The organism is Pseudomonas sp. PDM04, assembly GCF_014851765.1.
GTDB lineage: Bacteria > Pseudomonadota > Gammaproteobacteria > Pseudomonadales > Pseudomonadaceae > Aquipseudomonas.
In genome coordinates this window covers 239,449-256,193 of sequence record NZ_JACVAI010000004.1, presented here as the reverse complement: position 1 = coordinate 256,193, position 16,745 = coordinate 239,449, and the positions used below count along the sequence as shown (strand labels likewise).

21 protein-coding genes are annotated in these 16,745 nt (G+C 61.8%); 10 read left to right on the top strand and 11 right to left on the bottom strand.

Annotated elements, in window-relative coordinates; genetic code table 11:
* Positions 1-214: 214 nt before the first annotated feature.
* From ftsY to rpoH, 4 genes are all read left to right on the top strand, one after another.
* A complete protein-coding gene (gene ftsY, locus IB249_RS17235) occupies positions 215-1,666 on the top strand; it encodes a signal recognition particle-docking protein FtsY (protein WP_192306853.1) in 1,452 nt (483 codons plus the stop codon).
* Entirely contained in the window at positions 1,663-2,334 is a 672-nt protein-coding gene (gene ftsE, locus IB249_RS17230) for a cell division ATP-binding protein FtsE (RefSeq protein WP_192306851.1), read from the top strand. Before ftsY ends, ftsE begins: the two co-directional genes overlap by 4 nt.
* Positions 2,331-3,353 carry a permease-like cell division protein FtsX gene (ftsX, locus tag IB249_RS17225; protein WP_192306849.1) on the top strand — a complete coding sequence of 341 codons (1,023 nt, stop codon included), beginning with the start codon at positions 2,331-2,333 and terminating at the stop codon, positions 3,351-3,353. The genes ftsE and ftsX overlap by 4 nt, the downstream gene beginning before the upstream one ends.
* 112 nt (positions 3,354-3,465) lie before the next feature.
* The gene (rpoH, locus tag IB249_RS17220) at positions 3,466-4,320 is read left to right on the top strand and encodes an RNA polymerase sigma factor RpoH (RefSeq protein WP_192306847.1); all 855 of its coding nucleotides are present in this window, start codon (positions 3,466-3,468) and stop codon (positions 4,318-4,320) included.
* A gap of 106 nt (positions 4,321-4,426) precedes the next feature.
* Here rpoH and mtgA read toward each other — a convergent pair whose 3' ends face one another.
* Complete coding sequence (gene mtgA, locus IB249_RS17215; RefSeq protein ID WP_192306845.1) at positions 4,427-5,149, bottom strand: monofunctional biosynthetic peptidoglycan transglycosylase; 723 nt, start codon at positions 5,147-5,149, stop codon at positions 4,427-4,429.
* A gap of 74 nt (positions 5,150-5,223) precedes the next feature.
* On the opposite strand from mtgA, the gene IB249_RS17210 reads away from it, so the two are divergent.
* The 4 genes from IB249_RS17210 to trmB all read left to right on the top strand — a co-directional run bounded on the left by IB249_RS17210 (position 5,224) and on the right by trmB (position 7,469).
* Positions 5,224-5,604, top strand: coding sequence for a DUF423 domain-containing protein (locus tag IB249_RS17210; RefSeq protein ID WP_192306843.1), 381 nt, complete (start codon positions 5,224-5,226; stop codon positions 5,602-5,604).
* A 71-nt stretch (positions 5,605-5,675) separates the two neighbouring features.
* Complete coding sequence (thiS, locus tag IB249_RS17205) at positions 5,676-5,876, top strand: sulfur carrier protein ThiS (RefSeq protein ID WP_008026157.1); 201 nt, start codon at positions 5,676-5,678, stop codon at positions 5,874-5,876.
* 63 nt (positions 5,877-5,939) lie between these two features.
* The gene (locus IB249_RS17200; RefSeq protein ID WP_192306841.1) at positions 5,940-6,734 is read left to right on the top strand and encodes a thiazole synthase; all 795 of its coding nucleotides are present in this window, start codon (positions 5,940-5,942) and stop codon (positions 6,732-6,734) included.
* Positions 6,735-6,743: 9 nt separating this feature from the next.
* The gene (gene trmB / locus IB249_RS17195) at positions 6,744-7,469 is read left to right on the top strand and encodes a tRNA (guanosine(46)-N7)-methyltransferase TrmB (protein WP_192306839.1); all 726 of its coding nucleotides are present in this window, start codon (positions 6,744-6,746) and stop codon (positions 7,467-7,469) included.
* 130 nt (positions 7,470-7,599) lie between these two features.
* Here the strand turns inward: trmB and IB249_RS17190 are convergent, their stop codons facing one another.
* The 9 genes from IB249_RS17190 to IB249_RS17150 all read right to left on the bottom strand — a co-directional run bounded on the left by IB249_RS17190 (position 7,600) and on the right by IB249_RS17150 (position 14,269).
* Positions 7,600-7,923 (bottom strand): DUF3392 domain-containing protein, encoded by a 324-nt coding sequence (locus IB249_RS17190; protein ID WP_192306837.1) that lies wholly within the window; start codon positions 7,921-7,923, stop codon positions 7,600-7,602.
* A 9-nt stretch (positions 7,924-7,932) separates the two neighbouring features.
* Positions 7,933-9,138 (bottom strand): radical SAM family heme chaperone HemW, encoded by a 1,206-nt coding sequence (gene hemW, locus IB249_RS17185; RefSeq protein WP_225607072.1) that lies wholly within the window; start codon positions 9,136-9,138, stop codon positions 7,933-7,935.
* Positions 9,135-9,731, bottom strand: coding sequence for an RdgB/HAM1 family non-canonical purine NTP pyrophosphatase (gene rdgB, locus IB249_RS17180; protein WP_192306835.1), 597 nt, complete (start codon positions 9,729-9,731; stop codon positions 9,135-9,137). Before rdgB ends, hemW begins: the two co-directional genes overlap by 4 nt.
* Positions 9,728-10,162 carry a DUF4426 domain-containing protein gene (locus tag IB249_RS17175; protein ID WP_192306833.1) on the bottom strand — a complete coding sequence of 145 codons (435 nt, stop codon included), beginning with the start codon at positions 10,160-10,162 and terminating at the stop codon, positions 9,728-9,730. Before IB249_RS17175 ends, rdgB begins: the two co-directional genes overlap by 4 nt.
* Before the next feature lie 26 nt (positions 10,163-10,188).
* On the bottom strand, positions 10,189-10,809 hold the full coding sequence (gene metW / locus IB249_RS17170) for a methionine biosynthesis protein MetW (protein ID WP_192306830.1): 621 nt from the start codon (positions 10,807-10,809) through the stop codon (positions 10,189-10,191).
* Positions 10,810-10,816: 7 nt separating this feature from the next.
* A complete protein-coding gene (metX, locus tag IB249_RS17165; protein ID WP_192306829.1) occupies positions 10,817-11,956 on the bottom strand; it encodes a homoserine O-succinyltransferase MetX in 1,140 nt (379 codons plus the stop codon).
* 172 nt (positions 11,957-12,128) lie between these two features.
* Positions 12,129-12,719 carry a YggT family protein gene (locus IB249_RS17160; protein ID WP_192306827.1) on the bottom strand — a complete coding sequence of 197 codons (591 nt, stop codon included), beginning with the start codon at positions 12,717-12,719 and terminating at the stop codon, positions 12,129-12,131.
* Between the two features lie 10 nt (positions 12,720-12,729).
* Positions 12,730-13,548: a pyrroline-5-carboxylate reductase gene (gene proC / locus IB249_RS17155; RefSeq protein ID WP_192306825.1), complete on the bottom strand. Its 819-nt coding sequence runs from the start codon at positions 13,546-13,548 to the stop codon at positions 12,730-12,732.
* A gap of 34 nt (positions 13,549-13,582) precedes the next feature.
* Positions 13,583-14,269, bottom strand: a complete 687-nt coding sequence (locus IB249_RS17150; protein ID WP_192306823.1) for a YggS family pyridoxal phosphate-dependent enzyme — start codon at positions 14,267-14,269, stop codon at positions 13,583-13,585.
* Positions 14,270-14,325: 56 nt separating this feature from the next.
* On the opposite strand from IB249_RS17150, the gene IB249_RS17145 reads away from it, so the two are divergent.
* Positions 14,326-15,360 carry a type IV pilus twitching motility protein PilT gene (locus IB249_RS17145; RefSeq protein ID WP_192306821.1) on the top strand — a complete coding sequence of 345 codons (1,035 nt, stop codon included), beginning with the start codon at positions 14,326-14,328 and terminating at the stop codon, positions 15,358-15,360.
* A 67-nt stretch (positions 15,361-15,427) separates the two neighbouring features.
* Here the strand turns inward: IB249_RS17145 and IB249_RS17140 are convergent, their stop codons facing one another.
* Positions 15,428-16,048, bottom strand: a complete 621-nt coding sequence (locus tag IB249_RS17140) for a C40 family peptidase (protein ID WP_192306819.1) — start codon at positions 16,046-16,048, stop codon at positions 15,428-15,430.
* Between the two features lie 249 nt (positions 16,049-16,297).
* On the opposite strand from IB249_RS17140, the gene IB249_RS17135 reads away from it, so the two are divergent.
* Positions 16,298-16,729, top strand: coding sequence for an NINE protein (locus IB249_RS17135; protein WP_192306817.1), 432 nt, complete (start codon positions 16,298-16,300; stop codon positions 16,727-16,729).
* The last annotated feature ends 16 nt before the right edge of the window (positions 16,730-16,745 follow it).

Here is a 16,745-nt window from a genome sequence, read left to right as displayed (position 1 = left end):
TTGCGGCATTCGGCGCTGGTTTGTCGACTAAACTCTGCGTTTTCGCCGATTTTGCTGCGTCAGTCCTTCGTAAAGTCGTTTTTGTAAGGCGCTGTTTGCGCCTGTGCAAAGGTTGCGCGTGAACAAGCTGGGTCAATTGCAGTCTGTTCTGCATCGAATATTTATTTACCGGGGCGCCCTTTGGCGCGTCGCTACCGTGAGATAGCCGTCCTCCATGTTTGGTTCCAACGACGACAAGAAAGCCCCAGCTGCGGCTGGCGAGAAGAAAAGCCTGTTCGGATGGCTGCGCAAAAAGCCGCAGGAAACCGTCGTCGAACAGCCCCAGCCACTCCCTGAGCCTGCACCTGCGCCCGTCGCTGAAGAGCCGGCGCCGATCGTCCTGGAGACGGCCGAACCGGTGCTGCAGCCGGTCGTCGAAACCGAGGCGGTCGTTGAACAACCCCTGACCCCGGCCGCCGAGCCGTGGCTGCAATTGCCGGTGGCCGAAGAGCCGGTCGCGCTGGTCGAGGACGATCTGGCCCCGCACGTCGTGCCGCCGATCCCGGCACCCGGCGAGTTTTCTCCCGAGCCTGTCGAAGTGCCTTCATTGGCGGTGGCCGAGCCGGTTCCGGTGGTTGATCACGCTGTGGTTGCAGCTCCGGTCGTTGCTGAGCCTCTGCCGATCCCTGCGCCTGTCGCTGCCGCGCCTGCGCCCGTCGAAGCGCCCGTCGAGCCGGCGCCCACGGCGGAAACCAAGGCCGGTTTCTTCGCCCGCCTCAAGCAGGGCCTGTCCAAGACCAGCGCCAGTATCGGCGAAGGCATGGCCAGCCTGTTCCTCGGCAGGAAGACCATCGATGACGAACTGCTCGACGACATCGAAACCCGCCTGCTGACCGCCGATGTCGGGGTCGAGGCCACTTCGGTGATCATTCAGCGCCTGACGCAAAAGGTCGCGCGCAAGGAGCTGGCGGATGCCGATGCGCTCTACAAATCCCTGCAGGCCGAGTTGGCCGCCATGCTCAAGCCGGTCGAGCAGCCACTGAAAATTGCTTCGCAGAACAAACCGTTCGTCATTCTGGTGGTCGGCGTCAACGGCGCGGGCAAGACCACCACCATCGGCAAGCTGGCGAAGAAGCTGCAACTGGAAGGCAAGAAAGTCATGCTCGCCGCTGGCGACACCTTCCGCGCCGCTGCCGTCGAGCAGTTGCAGGTCTGGGGCGAGCGCAACAAGATCCCGGTGATCGCCCAGCACACGGGCGCCGACTCGGCCTCGGTGATTTTCGACGCCGTGCAGGCCGCCAAGGCCCGCGGTATTGACGTGCTGATCGCCGATACCGCCGGGCGCCTGCACACCAAAGACAACCTGATGGAAGAATTGAAGAAGGTGCGCCGGGTCATCGGCAAGCTCGATGCCGACGCGCCGCACGAAGTGTTGCTGGTGCTCGACGCCGGCACCGGTCAGAACGCCATCAACCAGGCCAAGCAATTCAACCAGACCGTCGAACTGACCGGCCTGGCGCTGACCAAGCTCGACGGTACCGCCAAGGGCGGGGTGATTTTCGCCCTGGCCAAGCAGTTTGGCTTGCCGATTCGCTACATCGGCGTCGGTGAAGGCATCGACGACTTGCGCACCTTTGAAGCCGAACCCTTTGTCCAGGCATTGTTTGCCGAGCGGGAGCGTTCATGATTCGTTTCGAACAGGTCGGTAAACGCTACCCGAACGGTCACGTCGGCTTGCATGAGCTGAGCTTTCGAGTCCGTCGCGGTGAATTTCTGTTTGTGACCGGCCACTCCGGCGCCGGCAAAAGCACCTTGTTGCGTCTGTTGCTGGCGATGGAGCGCCCGACCACCGGCAAATTGCTGCTGGCAGGCCAGGACCTCGGCACCATCAGCAATGCGCAGATTCCGTTCCTGCGCCGTCAGATCGGCGTGGTGTTCCAGAATCACCAACTGCTGTTCGATCGCACGGTGTTCAACAACGTCGCGCTGCCGTTGCAGATTCTCGGCCTGTCCAAGGTCGAGATCGCCAAGCGCGTGGATTCGGCCCTGGAGCGCGTGGCGTTGTCGGATAAATCCGATCTGTACCCCGGCGACTTGTCCACCGGTCAGCAACAGCGGGTCGGCATTGCCCGGGCCATCGTTCATCGTCCGGCCCTGCTGCTGGCGGACGAACCGACCGGTAACCTCGATCCGCGCCTGGCGGCCGAAATCATGGGCGTGTTCGAAGACATCAACCGTCTGGGCACCAGCGTGCTGATCGCCAGTCACGACCTGGCGCTGATCGCCCGCATGCGTCATCGCATGTTGACCCTGCAACGCGGCCGATTGATCGGCGACGGGGAGGCCGGCGTATGAGTGCGACACGTAGCCCCAAGGTTTCCGAACGCGTGGCGCCAAAGGCCGCCGATCCGCAACCGCAGAAGAAAAAGCGCGACGACGATGACGGTCCGGATTTCGCCACCTTGTTCCACGCCTGGATCGAAAGCCACCGCGCCAGCCTGCTGGACAGCCTGCGGCGCCTGGGCAAGCAACCCATTGGCAGTTTCTTCACCTGCATGGTGATGGCGGTGGCCCTGAGCCTGCCCATGGGTCTGTCACTTTTGCTGAGTAACGTCGAACGCCTGGGTGGTTCCTGGCAGCGTGCGGCGCAGATTTCCCTGTACCTGCAACTCGAGGCCAGCCCGGCCGAAGGCGAATCGCTGCGTGACCAGATCAAGCGCATCCCGGGCGTCGCCGATGCCGAGTACGTGGGTCGCGACCAGGCGCTGGAGGAATTCCAGCAGCAGTCCGGGCTGGGCGATGCCTTGAAGGAACTGCCGGAAAACCCGCTGCCGGGCGTGGTGCTGGTGACCCCGAACGAGGTCGACAAGCCCGCGCTTGAAGCATTACGACAACAACTTTCCGAATTGCCCAAGGTACAACAGGCGCAACTTGATCTAGTCTGGGTCGAGCGTCTGGCAGCCATCCTCAAGCTGGGTGACCGTTTTGTCTTCGGTCTGACCGTCCTTCTGGTTTCTGCATTACTTTTGGTGATAGGCAATACCATTCGTCTTCATATTGAAAACCGCCGCACAGAGATAGAAGTGATTAAACTCGTCGGCGGCACTGACAGTTATGTGCGCAGGCCCTTCCTTTATATGGGCGCGTTGTATGGCTTCGGTGCGGGGATACTGTCCTGGGGTGTATTGGCGTTTGGCCTGGACTGGCTGAACGATGCGGTGGTCGGGCTGGCCGGTTTGTACGGCAGCGATTTTGCGCTGGCCGGTGTGCCGGTAGCCGACGGTCTGTCGCTCTTGCTTGGCGCGGTGCTGTTGGGGTATATCGGTGCATGGATTGCAGTCGCACGCCACCTGAGGGAGCTTGCGCCTAAGTAGTATCATTTTGCTCGTATTGACCTTTCAGCGTTTTTGGGAACTTGTCTTTCGGTTTCCGGTCAATTTTCGCAGTGCTGAACTGCACGAGTTTGTAAGTGGGAGGTTTTGTCGTATGACCAATTCTTTGCAACCTGCGTATGCGCTGGTCCCGGGTGCGAACCTGGAAGCCTATGTGCACACCGTCAACAGCATTCCTTTGCTGACGCCGGAGCAGGAGCGTGAACTGGCCGAGAGTCTCTACTATGAGCAGGATCTGGGGGCGGCTCGGCAGATGGTGCTCGCCCACCTGCGTTTTGTCGTACATATCGCCCGTAGCTACTCCGGCTACGGCCTGGCTCAGGCTGACCTGATCCAGGAAGGCAACGTCGGCCTGATGAAGGCCGTGAAACGCTTCAACCCGGAAATGGGTGTGCGTCTGGTTTCGTTCGCCGTGCACTGGATCAAGGCGGAAATCCACGAGTTCATCCTGCGCAACTGGCGCATCGTGAAAGTCGCGACCACCAAGGCTCAGCGCAAGCTGTTCTTCAACCTGCGCAGCCAGAAGAAACGCCTGGCGTGGCTGAACAACGAGGAAGTCCACCGCGTAGCGGAAAGCCTCGGCGTGGAGCCACGGGAAGTGCGCGAGATGGAAAGTCGCCTGACCGGCCAGGACATGGCCTTCGACCCAGCCGCCGAAGCGGACGACGACAGTGCTTTCCAATCGCCGGCCAACTACCTGGAAGACCACCGGTATGACCCGGCGCGTCAACTGGAAGACGCCGACTGGAGCGACAACTCCAATCACAACCTGCACGAAGCGCTGGAAGTGCTGGACGACCGCAGCCGTGACATCCTCTACCAGCGCTGGCTGGCAGAAGACAAAGCCACGCTGCACGACCTGGCGCAGAAGTACAACGTGTCGGCCGAGCGTATTCGTCAGCTCGAGAAGAGTGCGATGAACAAGCTCAAGTTGTCGATCGCTGCCTGACCTGCGAACCGGTAACGCAAAACGCCCCGATCAATGATCGGGGCGTTTTTGTTTGTGCTCGATTGTCAGCCCTGACTCATACCCTGTGAAAGGGGGCTTGATCATGTCACTTCGCCCAAGGCGCTCGGCGCGAATCATTGAGCCCAACCAGATAGCCGTCGCCCCCGAGCTGGTTCATCTGCTGGCGAATCCAGCCCGCGCGGCGCGCAACATAGCTGCTCGGATGGCTGGCGCTCCACACGCGCGGGTTGGGCAAGACCGCCGCGAGCAGGCTCGATTGCTGGCGACTGAGGTTCTTCGCGCTCACGCCAAAGTGATGCCGGGCCGCCGCTTCCGCGCCAAACACACCGGCGTCCCACTCGACACTGTTGAGGTAGACCTCAAGAATTCGCTGCTTGGGCCAGAACACTTCGATCAGCCCGGTAAACCAGGCTTCCAGGCCCTTGCGCAGCCAGCTGCGGCCGGACCACAGGAACAGGTTCTTCGAGACTTGCTGGCTGAGCGTGCTGGCGCCGCGAACCGATCCGCCCAACTCGTTGTGGGCCAAGGCCGCACGAATCGCCCCGAGGTCGAAGCCCCAATGCTCGGGAAACTTCTGATCTTCCCCGGCGATTACCGCGACTTTGAGGTCGTCGGAGATTTCATCCCAGGGTTTCCAGGTGCGTTGCAGGTCAATCGGCTCGCCGTCGAACCAGGATTCGACCTTGCGCTCGACCATCAGCGCCGTGCCCGGTGGCGGCACCACGCGAAAAATCAGCACCAGCACGACGCTGCCCCCGGCGAACCAGAGCAGGGCCTTCGTGAATCGTCGCAAAAATAAACGCAGCATAGAGATGGCTTGGCCGAACCCGTCGAGCGGGCCATTATACAGACCCTGTTGATCGAGTCTGACTGGAGTTCTTCATGCTGCGTGGCTTTCTGATGCTGGCCGCTTTCTTCGGTTTCACCGGCGTCGCCCTGGGCGCGTTTGCCGCCCATGGCTTGAAAAGTCGCCTCACCCCCGAGTACCTGGCGATCTTTCATACGGGCGTAACCTATCAGTTGGTGCATGCCCTGGCGCTGTTCGGGGTGGCATTGCTGGCCGCGTACATCCCGGGCCGGCTGGTCACCTGGGCCGGCCTCTCGTTCACGATCGGCATCCTGCTGTTTTCCGGCAGCCTGTACCTGCTGACGACGGTGGGCATCGGCAAGCTCGGCATCATTACGCCTTTCGGCGGCCTGGCCTTCCTGATCGGCTGGCTGTGCCTGGGGCTGGCCGCCTGGCGCCTGCAGGCGACCGCTTGACGCTTGTTACTGACCTTTAGGTCATGATCGGGCTAGAATGCCACCCCCTAAAAATGATGGCGGCATTTGGCATGCGCATTCAGTTGAACGGCGAATCCCTTGAACTGCCCGACGGTGAAACCGTTGCGGCCCTGCTGACCCGTCTGGAGTTGACCGGACGCCGGGTGGCGGTCGAGCTCAATCTGGATATCGTCCCGCGCAGCCAGCACGCAGACACCACGCTCAATGACGGCGATTCGGTCGAAGTGGTGCACGCCATCGGCGGCGGCTAGCCGTCTGGCCCGAGCGGCCACAGAATCATTGTGCAAGAACCTCACCCCAACAGAGGATTTCCCATGAGCATCGTTCGCACCGACAAGCCCTTCGTCCTGGCCGGTCGTACTTACCAGTCGCGTTTGCTGGTCGGTACCGGCAAGTACCGTGACATGGAAGAAACCCGCCTGGCCATCGAGGCTTCGGGTGCCGAGATCGTCACCGTGGCCGTGCGCCGGACCAACATCGGCCAGAACCCGGGCGAACCGAACCTGCTCGATATCCTGCCACCGGATCGCTACACCATCCTGCCGAACACGGCCGGTTGCTACGACGCCACCGAAGCCGTGCGCACCTGCCGCCTGGCCCGTGAGTTGCTCGATGGCCACAACCTGGTGAAGCTGGAAGTGCTGGCCGACCAGAAAACCCTGTTCCCCAATGTGATCGAAACCCTCAAGGCCGCCGAAGTGCTGGTCAAGGAAGGCTTCGACGTGATGGTCTACACCAGCGATGACCCGATCATCGCTCGCCAACTGGCGGAAATCGGCTGCATCGCCGTGATGCCACTGGCCGGCCTGATCGGCACGGGCCTGGGAATCTGCAACCCGTACAACCTGCAGATCATCCTCGAAGAGGCCAAGATCCCGGTGCTGGTGGATGCCGGTGTCGGCACCGCCTCCGACGCCACCATCGCCATGGAACTGGGCTGCGAAGCCGTGCTGATGAACTCGGCCATCGCCAACGCGCAACAGCCGATCATGATGGCCGAAGCCATGAAACATGCGATCGTCGCCGGCCGCCTGGCGTACCTCGCCGGCCGCATGCCGAAAAAACTCTACGCCAGCGCCTCTTCGCCGCTGGATGGTCTGATCAAGTAAGAGCCATTGATGACTGAATCAAACGACACGCCAATCCAGACGGAAGAAGGCGACGAGCGCCAACACCGCCGCATCAAGAGTTTCGTGATGCGCGCCGGGCGCATGACCGAAGGCCAGCAGCGCGGCCTCGAGCAGGGCGCACCGCTGTTCGTGCTGCCGCTGGCGGACGCGCCGGTGGACTATGACCAGGTGTTCGGCCGTTCGGCACCGCGCTCGCTGGAAATCGGTTTCGGCATGGGCCATTCGCTGCTGGAAATGGCGGCGGCTGCGCCTGAACAGGATTTCATCGGCGTGGAAGTGCACCGTCCGGGTGTCGGTGCGCTGCTCAACGGCGTGCTGACCCAGGGCCTGACCAACCTGCGGGTCTACGATTGCGATGCCATCGAGGTGCTCAATCGCTGCGTGGCCGATAACAGCCTAGATCGCCTGATGCTGTTTTTCCCGGACCCGTGGCACAAGAGTCGCCATCACAAGCGTCGGATCGTCCAGGCCTCGTTTGCCGAGCTGGTGCGCAGCAAGTTGAAGGTCGGCGGGGTGCTGCACATGGCCACCGACTGGGAACCTTACGCCGAGTACATGCTGGAAGTGATGAACGTCGCGCCGGGTTACCGCAACCTGGCCGAAGACGGCCAGTGCGTCCCGCGCCCGGCCGAGCGCCCGATCACCAAGTTCGAACGCCGCGGCGAGCGTCTTGGGCATGGCGTGTGGGATTTGAAGTTCGAAAAACTGGCGTAAAAGATAGCGTCTTCTACTGTGGGAGCGAGCCTGCTCGCGATAGCGTCAAGCCAGTCGATATCAATGTCGAATGACAGAACGCCATCGCGAGCAGGCTCGCTCCCACAGGGGTTTAGGGGTGTTGCACAATTCAGCGGCGATCAGCGACCACGCCAATCAGCACCAGCACCACCAGCAACACTGGCGCCAGGCTGTAGTTGTTGAACTGGCTCAGGCCGCGAATGACCCAGGGGGTCGCGTAGATCAGCGCGGCGCCGCTGCCGATCATGCACAGCAGGGCCATCAGCGGGACGCGCAAGGCGCCGGCGATGCTGCCCAGGCGTTGCTCGACCCAGCCTTTGAAATCTGCACCGAACAGCACCAGCAGGCAACCCACCAGGGCCAGGGCGATTTCCGAGAGGTTGCTGCGGCTCCAGCGAGACACGGTGGCGAGCAGGTCGAGTACCAGATCCATTCGATTTCCTTAAGTCAGAAATTTTTGCAGCAAGTCGTTGAGAAACAGCTGGCCGCGTTCCGTGGCCGCCAAGCGTGACGGTTCGACCCGCAACAGGCCACTTTGTTCGGCGTCGCGACGGCCTTCGGCAAGGCTGTTCAGCGACAGGCCGGTGCGTTCCGGGTACAGCCGCGATTCGACGCCCTCCGTCAGCCGCAAGGCGTTCATCAGGAACTCGAACGGCATTTCATCATTGGTCAGCGCCTTTTCGCCAGCCTTGAAGCTTTTCGCCGGGTTGAGGTAATCCTTGGGCAGGCGCGTCTTCCAGGTGCGCACGATGCGCCCGTCCGGATGGCTGAGCTTGCCATGGGCGCCGGCGCCGATGCCGATGAAATCGCCGAAGCTCCAGTAGTTGAGGTTGTGCCGCGCCGCCCGCCCGGGTTGGGCGTAGGCCGAGACCTCGTATTGCGCGTAGCCATGCTCGGCCAGCAGTGCCTGCCCGGCTTCCTGGATGTCCCACAACGTATCGTCTTCCGGCAGCGTCGGCGGCTGGTTCCAGAACACTGTGTTCGGCTCCAGGGTCAGCTGGTACCAGGACAGGTGTGTCGGCTTCAGGGCAATGGCGGTGTGCAGGTCGGCCAAGGCGTCATCCAGGGACTGGTCGGGCAAGCCGTGCATCAGGTCCAGGTTGAAGTTGTCGAACCCGGCCTGGCGCGCCATGCCGGCGGCCCGCACGGCTTCGTCGCCGTTGTGGATGCGCCCCAGCGCCTTGAGCTTTTCCTGCTGGAAGCTCTGGATGCCGATCGACAGGCGATTGATCCCCAGCTTGCGGTACGCGACGAACTTGTCCTGTTCGAACGTGCCAGGGTTGGCTTCAAGGGTGATTTCGATGTCGTGGGCAAACGGGATGCGCTGTTCGACCCCCTGGAGCAGCCGCCCCAGGGCCTGAGCGCTGAACAGGCTGGGCGTGCCGCCCCCGAAGAAGATCGAACTGAGCTCGCGACCGTAGACGGCGTGCAGGTCCTGGTCGAGATCGGCCAGCAACGCGTCCACGTATTCCTCTTCCGGCAGCACCGGGCTGGCGGTGTGGGAGTTGAAGTCGCAATAAGGGCATTTGCGCACGCACCACGGAATGTGGATGTACAGCGCCAGGGGTGGCAGCACCGGCAGGCCCGAGCGAGGCGATGCGGCGTCGCCGCCGTAGATCAGCGACGACGCGGATGATCCGGGGGTCATTTCAAGCCCAGACGCTGGCGCAGCAGATCCATTGCGCGGGCGCGGTGACTGATCTGGTTCTTGTCGCCGGGCGTGAGCTCGGCGCTGGAGCAGTCGCGCTCAGGCACCCAGAACAGCGGATCGTAGCCAAAGCCATGTTCGCCGCTGGCCTGGGTCAGGATGCGGCCGTGCCACAACCCTTCGCAGAGGATCGGCAAGGGGTCGTCGGCGTGCCGAACCAGGGCCAGCACGCAGACGAACTGTGCGCCGCGCTCGGCTTCAGGCACGTCCTTCATCGCGTCGAGCAGCTTGGCGTTGTTCGCCGCATCGCCCTTGCCATCGGCATACCGTGCTGAGTAGATCCCCGGCGCACCGCCGAGGAAATCCACCGCCAGGCCCGAGTCGTCGGCCAGTGCCGGCAAACCGGAAATGCGTGCGGCATTGCGGGCCTTGAGGATGGCGTTTTCGACGAACGACAGGCCGGTCTCGTCAGGCTCGACGCTGCTGAACTCGCCAATCGAGCGCAGTTGCACCGACTGGCCGAGCATGGCCTGGAGTTCCTTGAGTTTGCCGGCGTTGTGGCTGGCCAGTACGAGTTGCGTGAAGTTGATCATTCGCCGGGGAAGAGCTCTTGGTTGAAATTGATGGTGTTGATGTTGTCACCAGTCTGCACCTTGATCTGGAAGGTGCGGGTTTCCTGCTGCGGTACCGGGTACTGGGCGATGTAGTAGATCGCGCCCTGTTCAGTCACCTGCTTGAAGTTCAGGGTCACGCTCTGGCTGGTCAGGTCCTTGACCGTGCCGCTGACCTGGGCCATTTGCGGCTTGCCGTCCTTGAGCACCGAAATATTGATCACACCCTGGTTCTTGCTGCGGGTGAGTTCCGCGGCCTTGGCGACTTCCGGCGTCAGGTACGTGGAATTGAAGGTGTTGTAATGCACCGTGGTGTCGCCGAATTTCTCCTGGCGATCACTCTTGATGGCATCAGCGGCCATGGCCGTGACGCTCAGGCAGGCAGTGAATAAAAGCAGCGCTAGACGACCCATGACCGTTCTCCTTGCAATGGCGCGGTTCAGACCGCGATCTTGTGGTCCTGCAGCCCGGGGCTGCTGACACGGTAGATACCGATCTCACCTAATAGATTAGGCCATAGCTTACTGGCCCACCCGTGGCGGTGCTGTTGATCCACGGCAAGCCGATCAATGACCTTGGCTTCACGTTCGCTGCAAAGTGCTTCAAAGTCTTCGAAGGTGCAGAAGTGGATGTTCGGCGTGTTGTACCAGGTGTAGGGCAGGAATTCCGAAACCGGCATCCGGCCCTTGCTCGCCAGGTACCAGCGGCAGCGCCAGTGACCGAAGTTGGGGAAGGTGATGATGCACTGACGACCGACGCGCAGCATTTCGTCGAGGATCTTGTCCGGGTAGTGCACCGCTTGCAGCGCCTGGGTCATGACCACGATGTCGAAGCTGTTGCTGGCGAAGTTGCCCAGGCCCTTGTCCAGGTCCTGTTCGATGACATTGATGCCCTTGGCCACGCACTCGGCGATGTTGTCCGGGTCGTTTTCCAGGCCGTAGCCGGTGACTTGCTTGTTGTCGCGCAACCACGTCAGCAGTTCGCCGTCGCCGCAGCCCAGGTCGAGCACGCGGCTGCCGGCGGGGATCCATTCCTGGATGATTTCCAGATCAGCTCTCATGGCTTTCTCACAACGCAATACGGTTCATGTAATTGCCGAACGCCTGCAGGTAGCGCGGGATCGGAATCAGGAAGGCGTCATGGCCTTGCGGAGCATCGATCTCGAGGTAGCAGACGTCTTTCCTGGCCGCCATCAGGGCGTCCACCAGTTCCCGCGAGCGGGCAGGGGAGAAGCGCCAGTCGGTGGTGAAGGACATCACGCAGAACTTCGCGGTGGCGTTGGCGAAGGTTTTCGCCAGGTCATCGTCGAAGTTCGCCGCCGGGTCGAAGTAGTCCAGCGCCTTGGTCATCAGCAGGTAAGTGTTGGCGTCGAAACGCCCGGAGAACTCTTCGCCCTGGTAACGCAGGTAGCTCTCGACCTGGAACTCGACGCTGTGGAAGTCGTAGTTGAGCTTTTCGCTCTTCAGGCCGCGGCCGAATTTCTCGCCCATGGAGTCGTCGGACAGGTACGTGATGTGCCCGACCATTCGCGCCAGCATCAGGCCGCGCTTGGGGATCACGCCCTGTTCCTGGAACGAACCGCCGTGGAACTCGGGGTCGGTGAGGATCGCCTGGCGCGCCACTTCGTTGAACGCGATGTTCTGCGCCGACAGCTTGGGGGCCGAGGCGATGGCCAGGCAGTGCCGCACGCGGTCGGGGTAAGTGATGGTCCACTGCAGGGCCTGCATGCCGCCGAGGCTGCCACCAATCACCGCCGCCCATTGGCCGATGCCGAGCCGGTCGGCCAGGCGTGCCTGGCTGTGGACCCAGTCTTCCACGGTCAACACCGGGAAGTCGGCGCCGAACGGTTTGCCGGTTTCCGGGTTGAGGCTGCTGGGACCGGTGGAGCCGTTGCAACCGCCGAGGTTGTTCAGGCTGACCACGAAGAACTTGTTGGTGTCGACCGGTTTGCCGGGGCCGATGCAGCTGTCCCACCAACCGGGCTTGCGCTCGTCGGGGCTGTGGAAACCGGCAGCGTGATGGTGGCCGGACAAGGCGTGGCAGATCAGCACGGCGTTGCTCGCCGTGGCGTTCAGCGTGCCGTAGGTTTCGTAGATCAGGTCGTACGCCGGGAGCGAACGGCCGCAGGCCAGGGCCAGGGGCTCGCTGAAGTGCGCCACTTGCGGCGTCACCAGACCAACAGAATCGGGGGGGAAGGCAGCTGGCATCGACCCTGCTCTCGTTGAAATGAGGCGTAAGTCTAAAGACCGGTGGGGTCAGCGGCAAGCGAAGGGCGGGGTTGATTGTGTCCAGCTGGATCGGGGTGGATCCATCGCAACAGGCTCGCTCCCACAGGAGGGGTATGCACTCCCGTGTTCGAGCGAGCCTGCTGGCGGTGGATCAGATCAGCAGACGCAGGATTTCCGGCATCATGGTCATGGCGGCGAGGTTGTTGATCACCAGCATGTCGATCAGCTTGAGCACCATGAACGCGAGGATCGGCGAAATATCCAGGCCGCCCATGCTCGGCAGGATCCGGCGGAACGGCGCCAGGGCCGGCTCGCAGATCTGGTTCACCAGTTCGGCGCCCGGGTTATGGCTGCCCGGGGCAACCCACGAGAGGATCACGCTGATGATCAGCGCGAAGAAGAAAATCTTCAGGAACAGCGCGGTCACGCCAATCAGCGACCAGATCACCAGTTGCAGCGGATTGCCGGTGGTGCCGTAGGTCAGCAGCAGGGTCAGAGCCATCAGCGCCATTTGCACCAGGATCGCCAGCACCAGCGAGGACATGTCCAGGCCGAACAGGCTCGGGATGATCCGTCGCAGGGGCTTGAGCAACGGCTGGGTGGCCTTGACCACGAACTGGCACAGCGGGTTGTAGAAGTTCGCCCGCACCAGTTGCAGCACGAAGCGCAGCAGCACGATCAGCAGGTACAGGCTGCCGAGGGTTTGCAGCACGTAAACCGCTGCGGTGTTCAATCCAATCATGTAAGGCTCCTTATTGACCCAGTTGTTCGGCCATCTCGGCCGAGCGGTGCGCGGCGGCGCCGAGTGCTTTTTCGACCAGGGCTTCGAAGCCTCCAGCCTGGAAGGATTTGATTGCAGCTTCTGTGGTGCCGGCCGGAGAGGTCACGCGGCGACGCAGTTCGGCGGCATCGACATCGCTGGAAACCGCCATGTGCGCGGCGCCCAGGGCCGTTTGCAGGGTCAGTTGGGCGGCGATGTCGGCGGGCAGGCCAAGCTTCACGCCCGCAGCGGTCATGGCTTCGATCAGCAGGAAGAAGTACGCAGGGCCGGAGCCTGAAACGGCGGTGACCGCGTCCAGTTGCCGTTCTTCGTTCAACCACAGGGCGATGCCCACGGCGGACAGCAGTTCCTGTGCCTGCTGGCGTTGTTCGGCGCTGACCTCGGCGGTGGCGAACAAGCCGCTCACGCCCTGACGCAGCAGCGCCGGGGTGTTGGGCATGCAGCGCACAATCGGCTGTGCACCCAGCCAGTTGTTCATGCTGGCGCAGGTGATGCCGGCGGCGATCGATACCACCAGTTGATTGGGCTGGAGGCTGGAGCGCAGCGCTTCGCACACGGCTTTCATCGCCTGGGGCTTGACCGCCAGTACCACCACGTCGGCGCCCTGGATAGCCTCGGCGTTATCGGCAAAGGTTTCGATGCCGTGCTCGGCGTTCACTTTGGCGCGGGTCTCGGCACCCGGATCGCTGGCGCGGATCTGCGCAGCGTCCAGGCCCTTGGCGCGCAGGCCACCGATCAGGCTGGCGGCCATGTTGCCTGCACCGATGAAGGCAATGCGAGTCTTGCTCATGTGAGGTCCTTATAAAGAAGAGAGTCAGCCATGTTCACGGCTGGGAATAGTCGCGGGCGCCAAACAGGGCCGTACCGATACGAACCCAGGTGGCGCCCTGGGCGATGGCCGACTCGAGGTCGTGGCTCATGCCCATGGAAAGTGTGTCGAGTGGCAGGTCGAGGCTGGCTTGCAGGCTTTGCACGGCAGCAAATGCAGCGTCCTGGGCGGCGCGATCTTCCGTCGGCTCGGGGATGGCCATCAACCCGCGCAGCTGCAGGCGCGGCAGTTCGCTGATGGCTTTGGCCAGGGCTGGCAGGTCGGCGGGGGTGCAGCCGGACTTGCTGGCCTCGCCGCTGACATTGACCTGAATGCAGATGTTCAGGGGCGGTAGATCGGCGGGGCGTTGTTCGGACAGGCGTTGTGCGATTTTCAGACGATCCACGGAGTGCACCCAGGCGAAGTGTTCGGCAATAGCGCGAGTCTTGTTCGACTGAATGGGGCCGATGAAGTGCCAGATCAAGGGCAGGTCGGCCAATTCGAGCTGTTTGCCCAGGGCTTCCTGCAGGTAATTCTCGCCAAAGTCGCGCAAGCCGGCGGCATGGGCTTCGCGCAAGGCGGCGGCGGGCTTGGTCTTGCTGACCGCCAGTAACTGCACGCTGTGCTCGTCGCGGTGAGCGGCAAGGGCGGCAGCCCGGATGCGTGAACCAACCTGTGCAATGTTGTCTGCTATCGTGGACATTCAAGAGGCGCCAGCGGTCTGAGGTTGGCGGCATTCTACTGGAATTGAGGAGTGCTATGGATATCACTGAGCTGCTGGCTTTCAGCGCCAAACAGGGGGCGTCCGACTTGCACCTGTCTGCCGGGCTGCCGCCGATGATTCGCGTTGACGGCGATGTGCGGCGCATCAACCTGCCCGCGCTGGATCACAAGGAAGTCCAGGCGCTGGTCTACGACATCATGAACGACACCCAGAGGATGGAGTTCGAAAAGCACCTGGAAACCGATTTTTCCTTCGACGTGCCCGGTGTCGCGCGGTTTCGGGTCAATGCCTTCAACCAGAACCGGGGGGCTGGCGCGGTGTTCCGCACCATTCCCTCCAAGGTCCTGAGCATGGACGACCTGGGCATGGGCGAGGTGTTTCGCAGGATCACCGATTCACCCCGTGGCCTGGTGCTGGTGACCGGGCCGACCGGCTCGGGCAAGTCCACCACCCTGGCGGCGATGATCGATTACCTCAACAACCATCGTCATCAACACATTCTGACCATCGAGGACCCGATCGAATTCGTTCACGAATCGCGAAAATGCCTGATCAATCAGCGCGAAGTTCACCGAGATACTCGCAGTTTCGCCACTGCCCTGCGTTCGGCGCTGCGCGAAGACCCCGATGTGATCCTGGTCGGGGAGATGCGCGACCTGGAAACCATTCGCCTGGCGCTGACGGCGGCCGAAACCGGGCACCTGGTGTTTGGTACGCTGCACACGACGTCGGCGGCGAAAACCATCGACCGGGTGGTGGACGTGTTTCCGGGCGACGAGAAGTCCATGGTGCGTTCGATGTTGTCCGAGTCGCTGCTGGCGGTGGTCTCGCAGACACTGGTGAAGAAGGTCGGTGGCGGGCGGATCGCGGCACACGAAATCATGTTGGGCACGTCGGCGATCCGTAACCTGATCCGTGAAGACAAGGTCGCGCAGATGTATTCGTCGATCCAGACCGGCGGGAGCCTGGGGATGCAGACGCTGGACATGTGCTTGAAGGAGTTGGTGACCAAAGGCTTGATCACCCGCGATCACGCGCGGGAGAAGGCGCGGTCGCCGGATAATTTCTGAGGGGGATTTGCAGCCATTTCAAAAGGCGCCATCGCGATCAGGTCGAATCGCGATGGCGTTGCAGAGGTTAGCGCTGAACAACCTGCAAGCTGTTCTTCTCTTTCGGCAGAACCCGCTTGGCAACGACGTAGTGCTTTTCCCAGTACGGTTTCTTCAGGGTGTCGATGGTCACCGACTTGCCACGGCGTGGTGCGTGGATGAAGCGATCGTTGCCCAGGTAGATGGCCACGTGATTGACCCGACGGCTCTTGATGTTGAAGAAAATCAGGTCGCCCGGCTTCAGGTCGTTGCGATCGACTTTCTCGCCATGACCGCTGGCCATGGCGTTCGAGGTGCGGGGCAGGTCGAAGGTGGCGTCGTTGAACGCGTATTTCACCAGGCCGCTGCAGTCGAAGCCTTTACTTGGGCTGCTGCCGCCCCAACGGTAGGGTGTACCGAGGACGTTGACGGCACGGCTCAGTACGTTGCTGCTTTCCTTGCTCCCCATCGGCGGGACCAGGCCGCTTTTGCTGGAGCTCAGTTGTGGAGCGTTCTTGATCGACTTCTTGCTTTTGCTCGAAGGAGCAGAAGCATGGGATTTGGGCGTGTAACCATTGACGTTCGGAAGACGTTGCTCACGATTGGTGGCGTGGGCGGCCAGTGGCAGCAATAGGCAAATGGTTAGCCATGTCTTGAAAAATGGACGCATTAGGCAAGGCTCATATGGGTTAGCGCGCAACTTTATAACAGCTTTTTTTGGCTTCCCGAGGCCGTTGGTCGATTCCATCGGCTGCCAATGGAACCAAATACGCGGCAAATGCACGCAATTGTCGGACAGAAGTCAGCTGCTACAAGGGTTTGACGGCATACAAGGTACCACCTGCCATCCGTCGGCCACTCGTAAAAAAGTCACAAAGATTTAAAGAAAATTTATCTATCGTGTGTATTGAGGTCATCCATGAACACCTATCAACACCCCGTTTCGCATCACGACACCCACAGCAAGGTGATTGGCTACCTGTTGTGGATTTTCGGATTTACCGGTGCCCACCGCTTTTACTACGGCAAGCCGGTGACCGGGACGATCTGGTTTTTCACCTTTGGACTGTTGGGCATCGGCTGGCTGATCGACCTGTTCCTGATCCCGGCCATGGACCGCGAGGCCGACCTGCGTTTCACCGCCGGGCCGATCGAATACAACGTTGCGTGGATTCTGCTGACATTTCTCGGGGTGTTCGGCGTACACCGGATGTACCAGGGGAAATGGATCAGCGGGTTGCTGTACCTGGTGACAGGCGGGTTGTTCTTCCTGGGGGTCCTGTATGACTTCTGGACCCTGAATGACCAGGTGTCGGTTCGCAACGCACTGAACCGCGGGACCTTCCAGTAAGCCCGCGCGAGCGGCC

Coding starts and splice junctions, on each gene's coding strand:
- IB249_RS17135 (WP_192306817.1), top strand. CDS start 16,298: ATGAACACCTATCAACACCCCGTTTCGCATCACGACACCCACAGCAAG.
- ftsE (WP_192306851.1), top strand. CDS start 1,663: ATGATTCGTTTCGAACAGGTCGGTAAACGCTACCCGAACGGTCACGTC.
- IB249_RS17150 (WP_192306823.1), bottom strand. CDS start 14,269: ATGTCCACGATAGCAGACAACATTGCACAGGTTGGTTCACGCATCCGG.
- thiS (WP_008026157.1), top strand. CDS start 5,676: ATGCGCATTCAGTTGAACGGCGAATCCCTTGAACTGCCCGACGGTGAA.
- hemW (WP_225607072.1), bottom strand. CDS start 9,138: ATGACCCCCGGATCATCCGCGTCGTCGCTGATCTACGGCGGCGACGCC.
- ftsY (WP_192306853.1), top strand. CDS start 215: ATGTTTGGTTCCAACGACGACAAGAAAGCCCCAGCTGCGGCTGGCGAG.
- IB249_RS17200 (WP_192306841.1), top strand. CDS start 5,940: ATGAGCATCGTTCGCACCGACAAGCCCTTCGTCCTGGCCGGTCGTACT.
- trmB (WP_192306839.1), top strand. CDS start 6,744: ATGACTGAATCAAACGACACGCCAATCCAGACGGAAGAAGGCGACGAG.
- rpoH (WP_192306847.1), top strand. CDS start 3,466: ATGACCAATTCTTTGCAACCTGCGTATGCGCTGGTCCCGGGTGCGAAC.
- rdgB (WP_192306835.1), bottom strand. CDS start 9,731: ATGATCAACTTCACGCAACTCGTACTGGCCAGCCACAACGCCGGCAAA.
- IB249_RS17190 (WP_192306837.1), bottom strand. CDS start 7,923: ATGGATCTGGTACTCGACCTGCTCGCCACCGTGTCTCGCTGGAGCCGC.
- ftsX (WP_192306849.1), top strand. CDS start 2,331: ATGAGTGCGACACGTAGCCCCAAGGTTTCCGAACGCGTGGCGCCAAAG.
- proC (WP_192306825.1), bottom strand. CDS start 13,548: ATGAGCAAGACTCGCATTGCCTTCATCGGTGCAGGCAACATGGCCGCC.
- IB249_RS17175 (WP_192306833.1), bottom strand. CDS start 10,162: ATGGGTCGTCTAGCGCTGCTTTTATTCACTGCCTGCCTGAGCGTCACG.
- metX (WP_192306829.1), bottom strand. CDS start 11,956: ATGCCAGCTGCCTTCCCCCCCGATTCTGTTGGTCTGGTGACGCCGCAA.
- IB249_RS17140 (WP_192306819.1), bottom strand. CDS start 16,048: ATGCGTCCATTTTTCAAGACATGGCTAACCATTTGCCTATTGCTGCCA.
- metW (WP_192306830.1), bottom strand. CDS start 10,809: ATGAGAGCTGATCTGGAAATCATCCAGGAATGGATCCCCGCCGGCAGC.
- IB249_RS17160 (WP_192306827.1), bottom strand. CDS start 12,719: ATGATTGGATTGAACACCGCAGCGGTTTACGTGCTGCAAACCCTCGGC.
- IB249_RS17145 (WP_192306821.1), top strand. CDS start 14,326: ATGGATATCACTGAGCTGCTGGCTTTCAGCGCCAAACAGGGGGCGTCC.
- IB249_RS17210 (WP_192306843.1), top strand. CDS start 5,224: ATGCTGCGTGGCTTTCTGATGCTGGCCGCTTTCTTCGGTTTCACCGGC.
- mtgA (WP_192306845.1), bottom strand. CDS start 5,149: ATGCTGCGTTTATTTTTGCGACGATTCACGAAGGCCCTGCTCTGGTTC.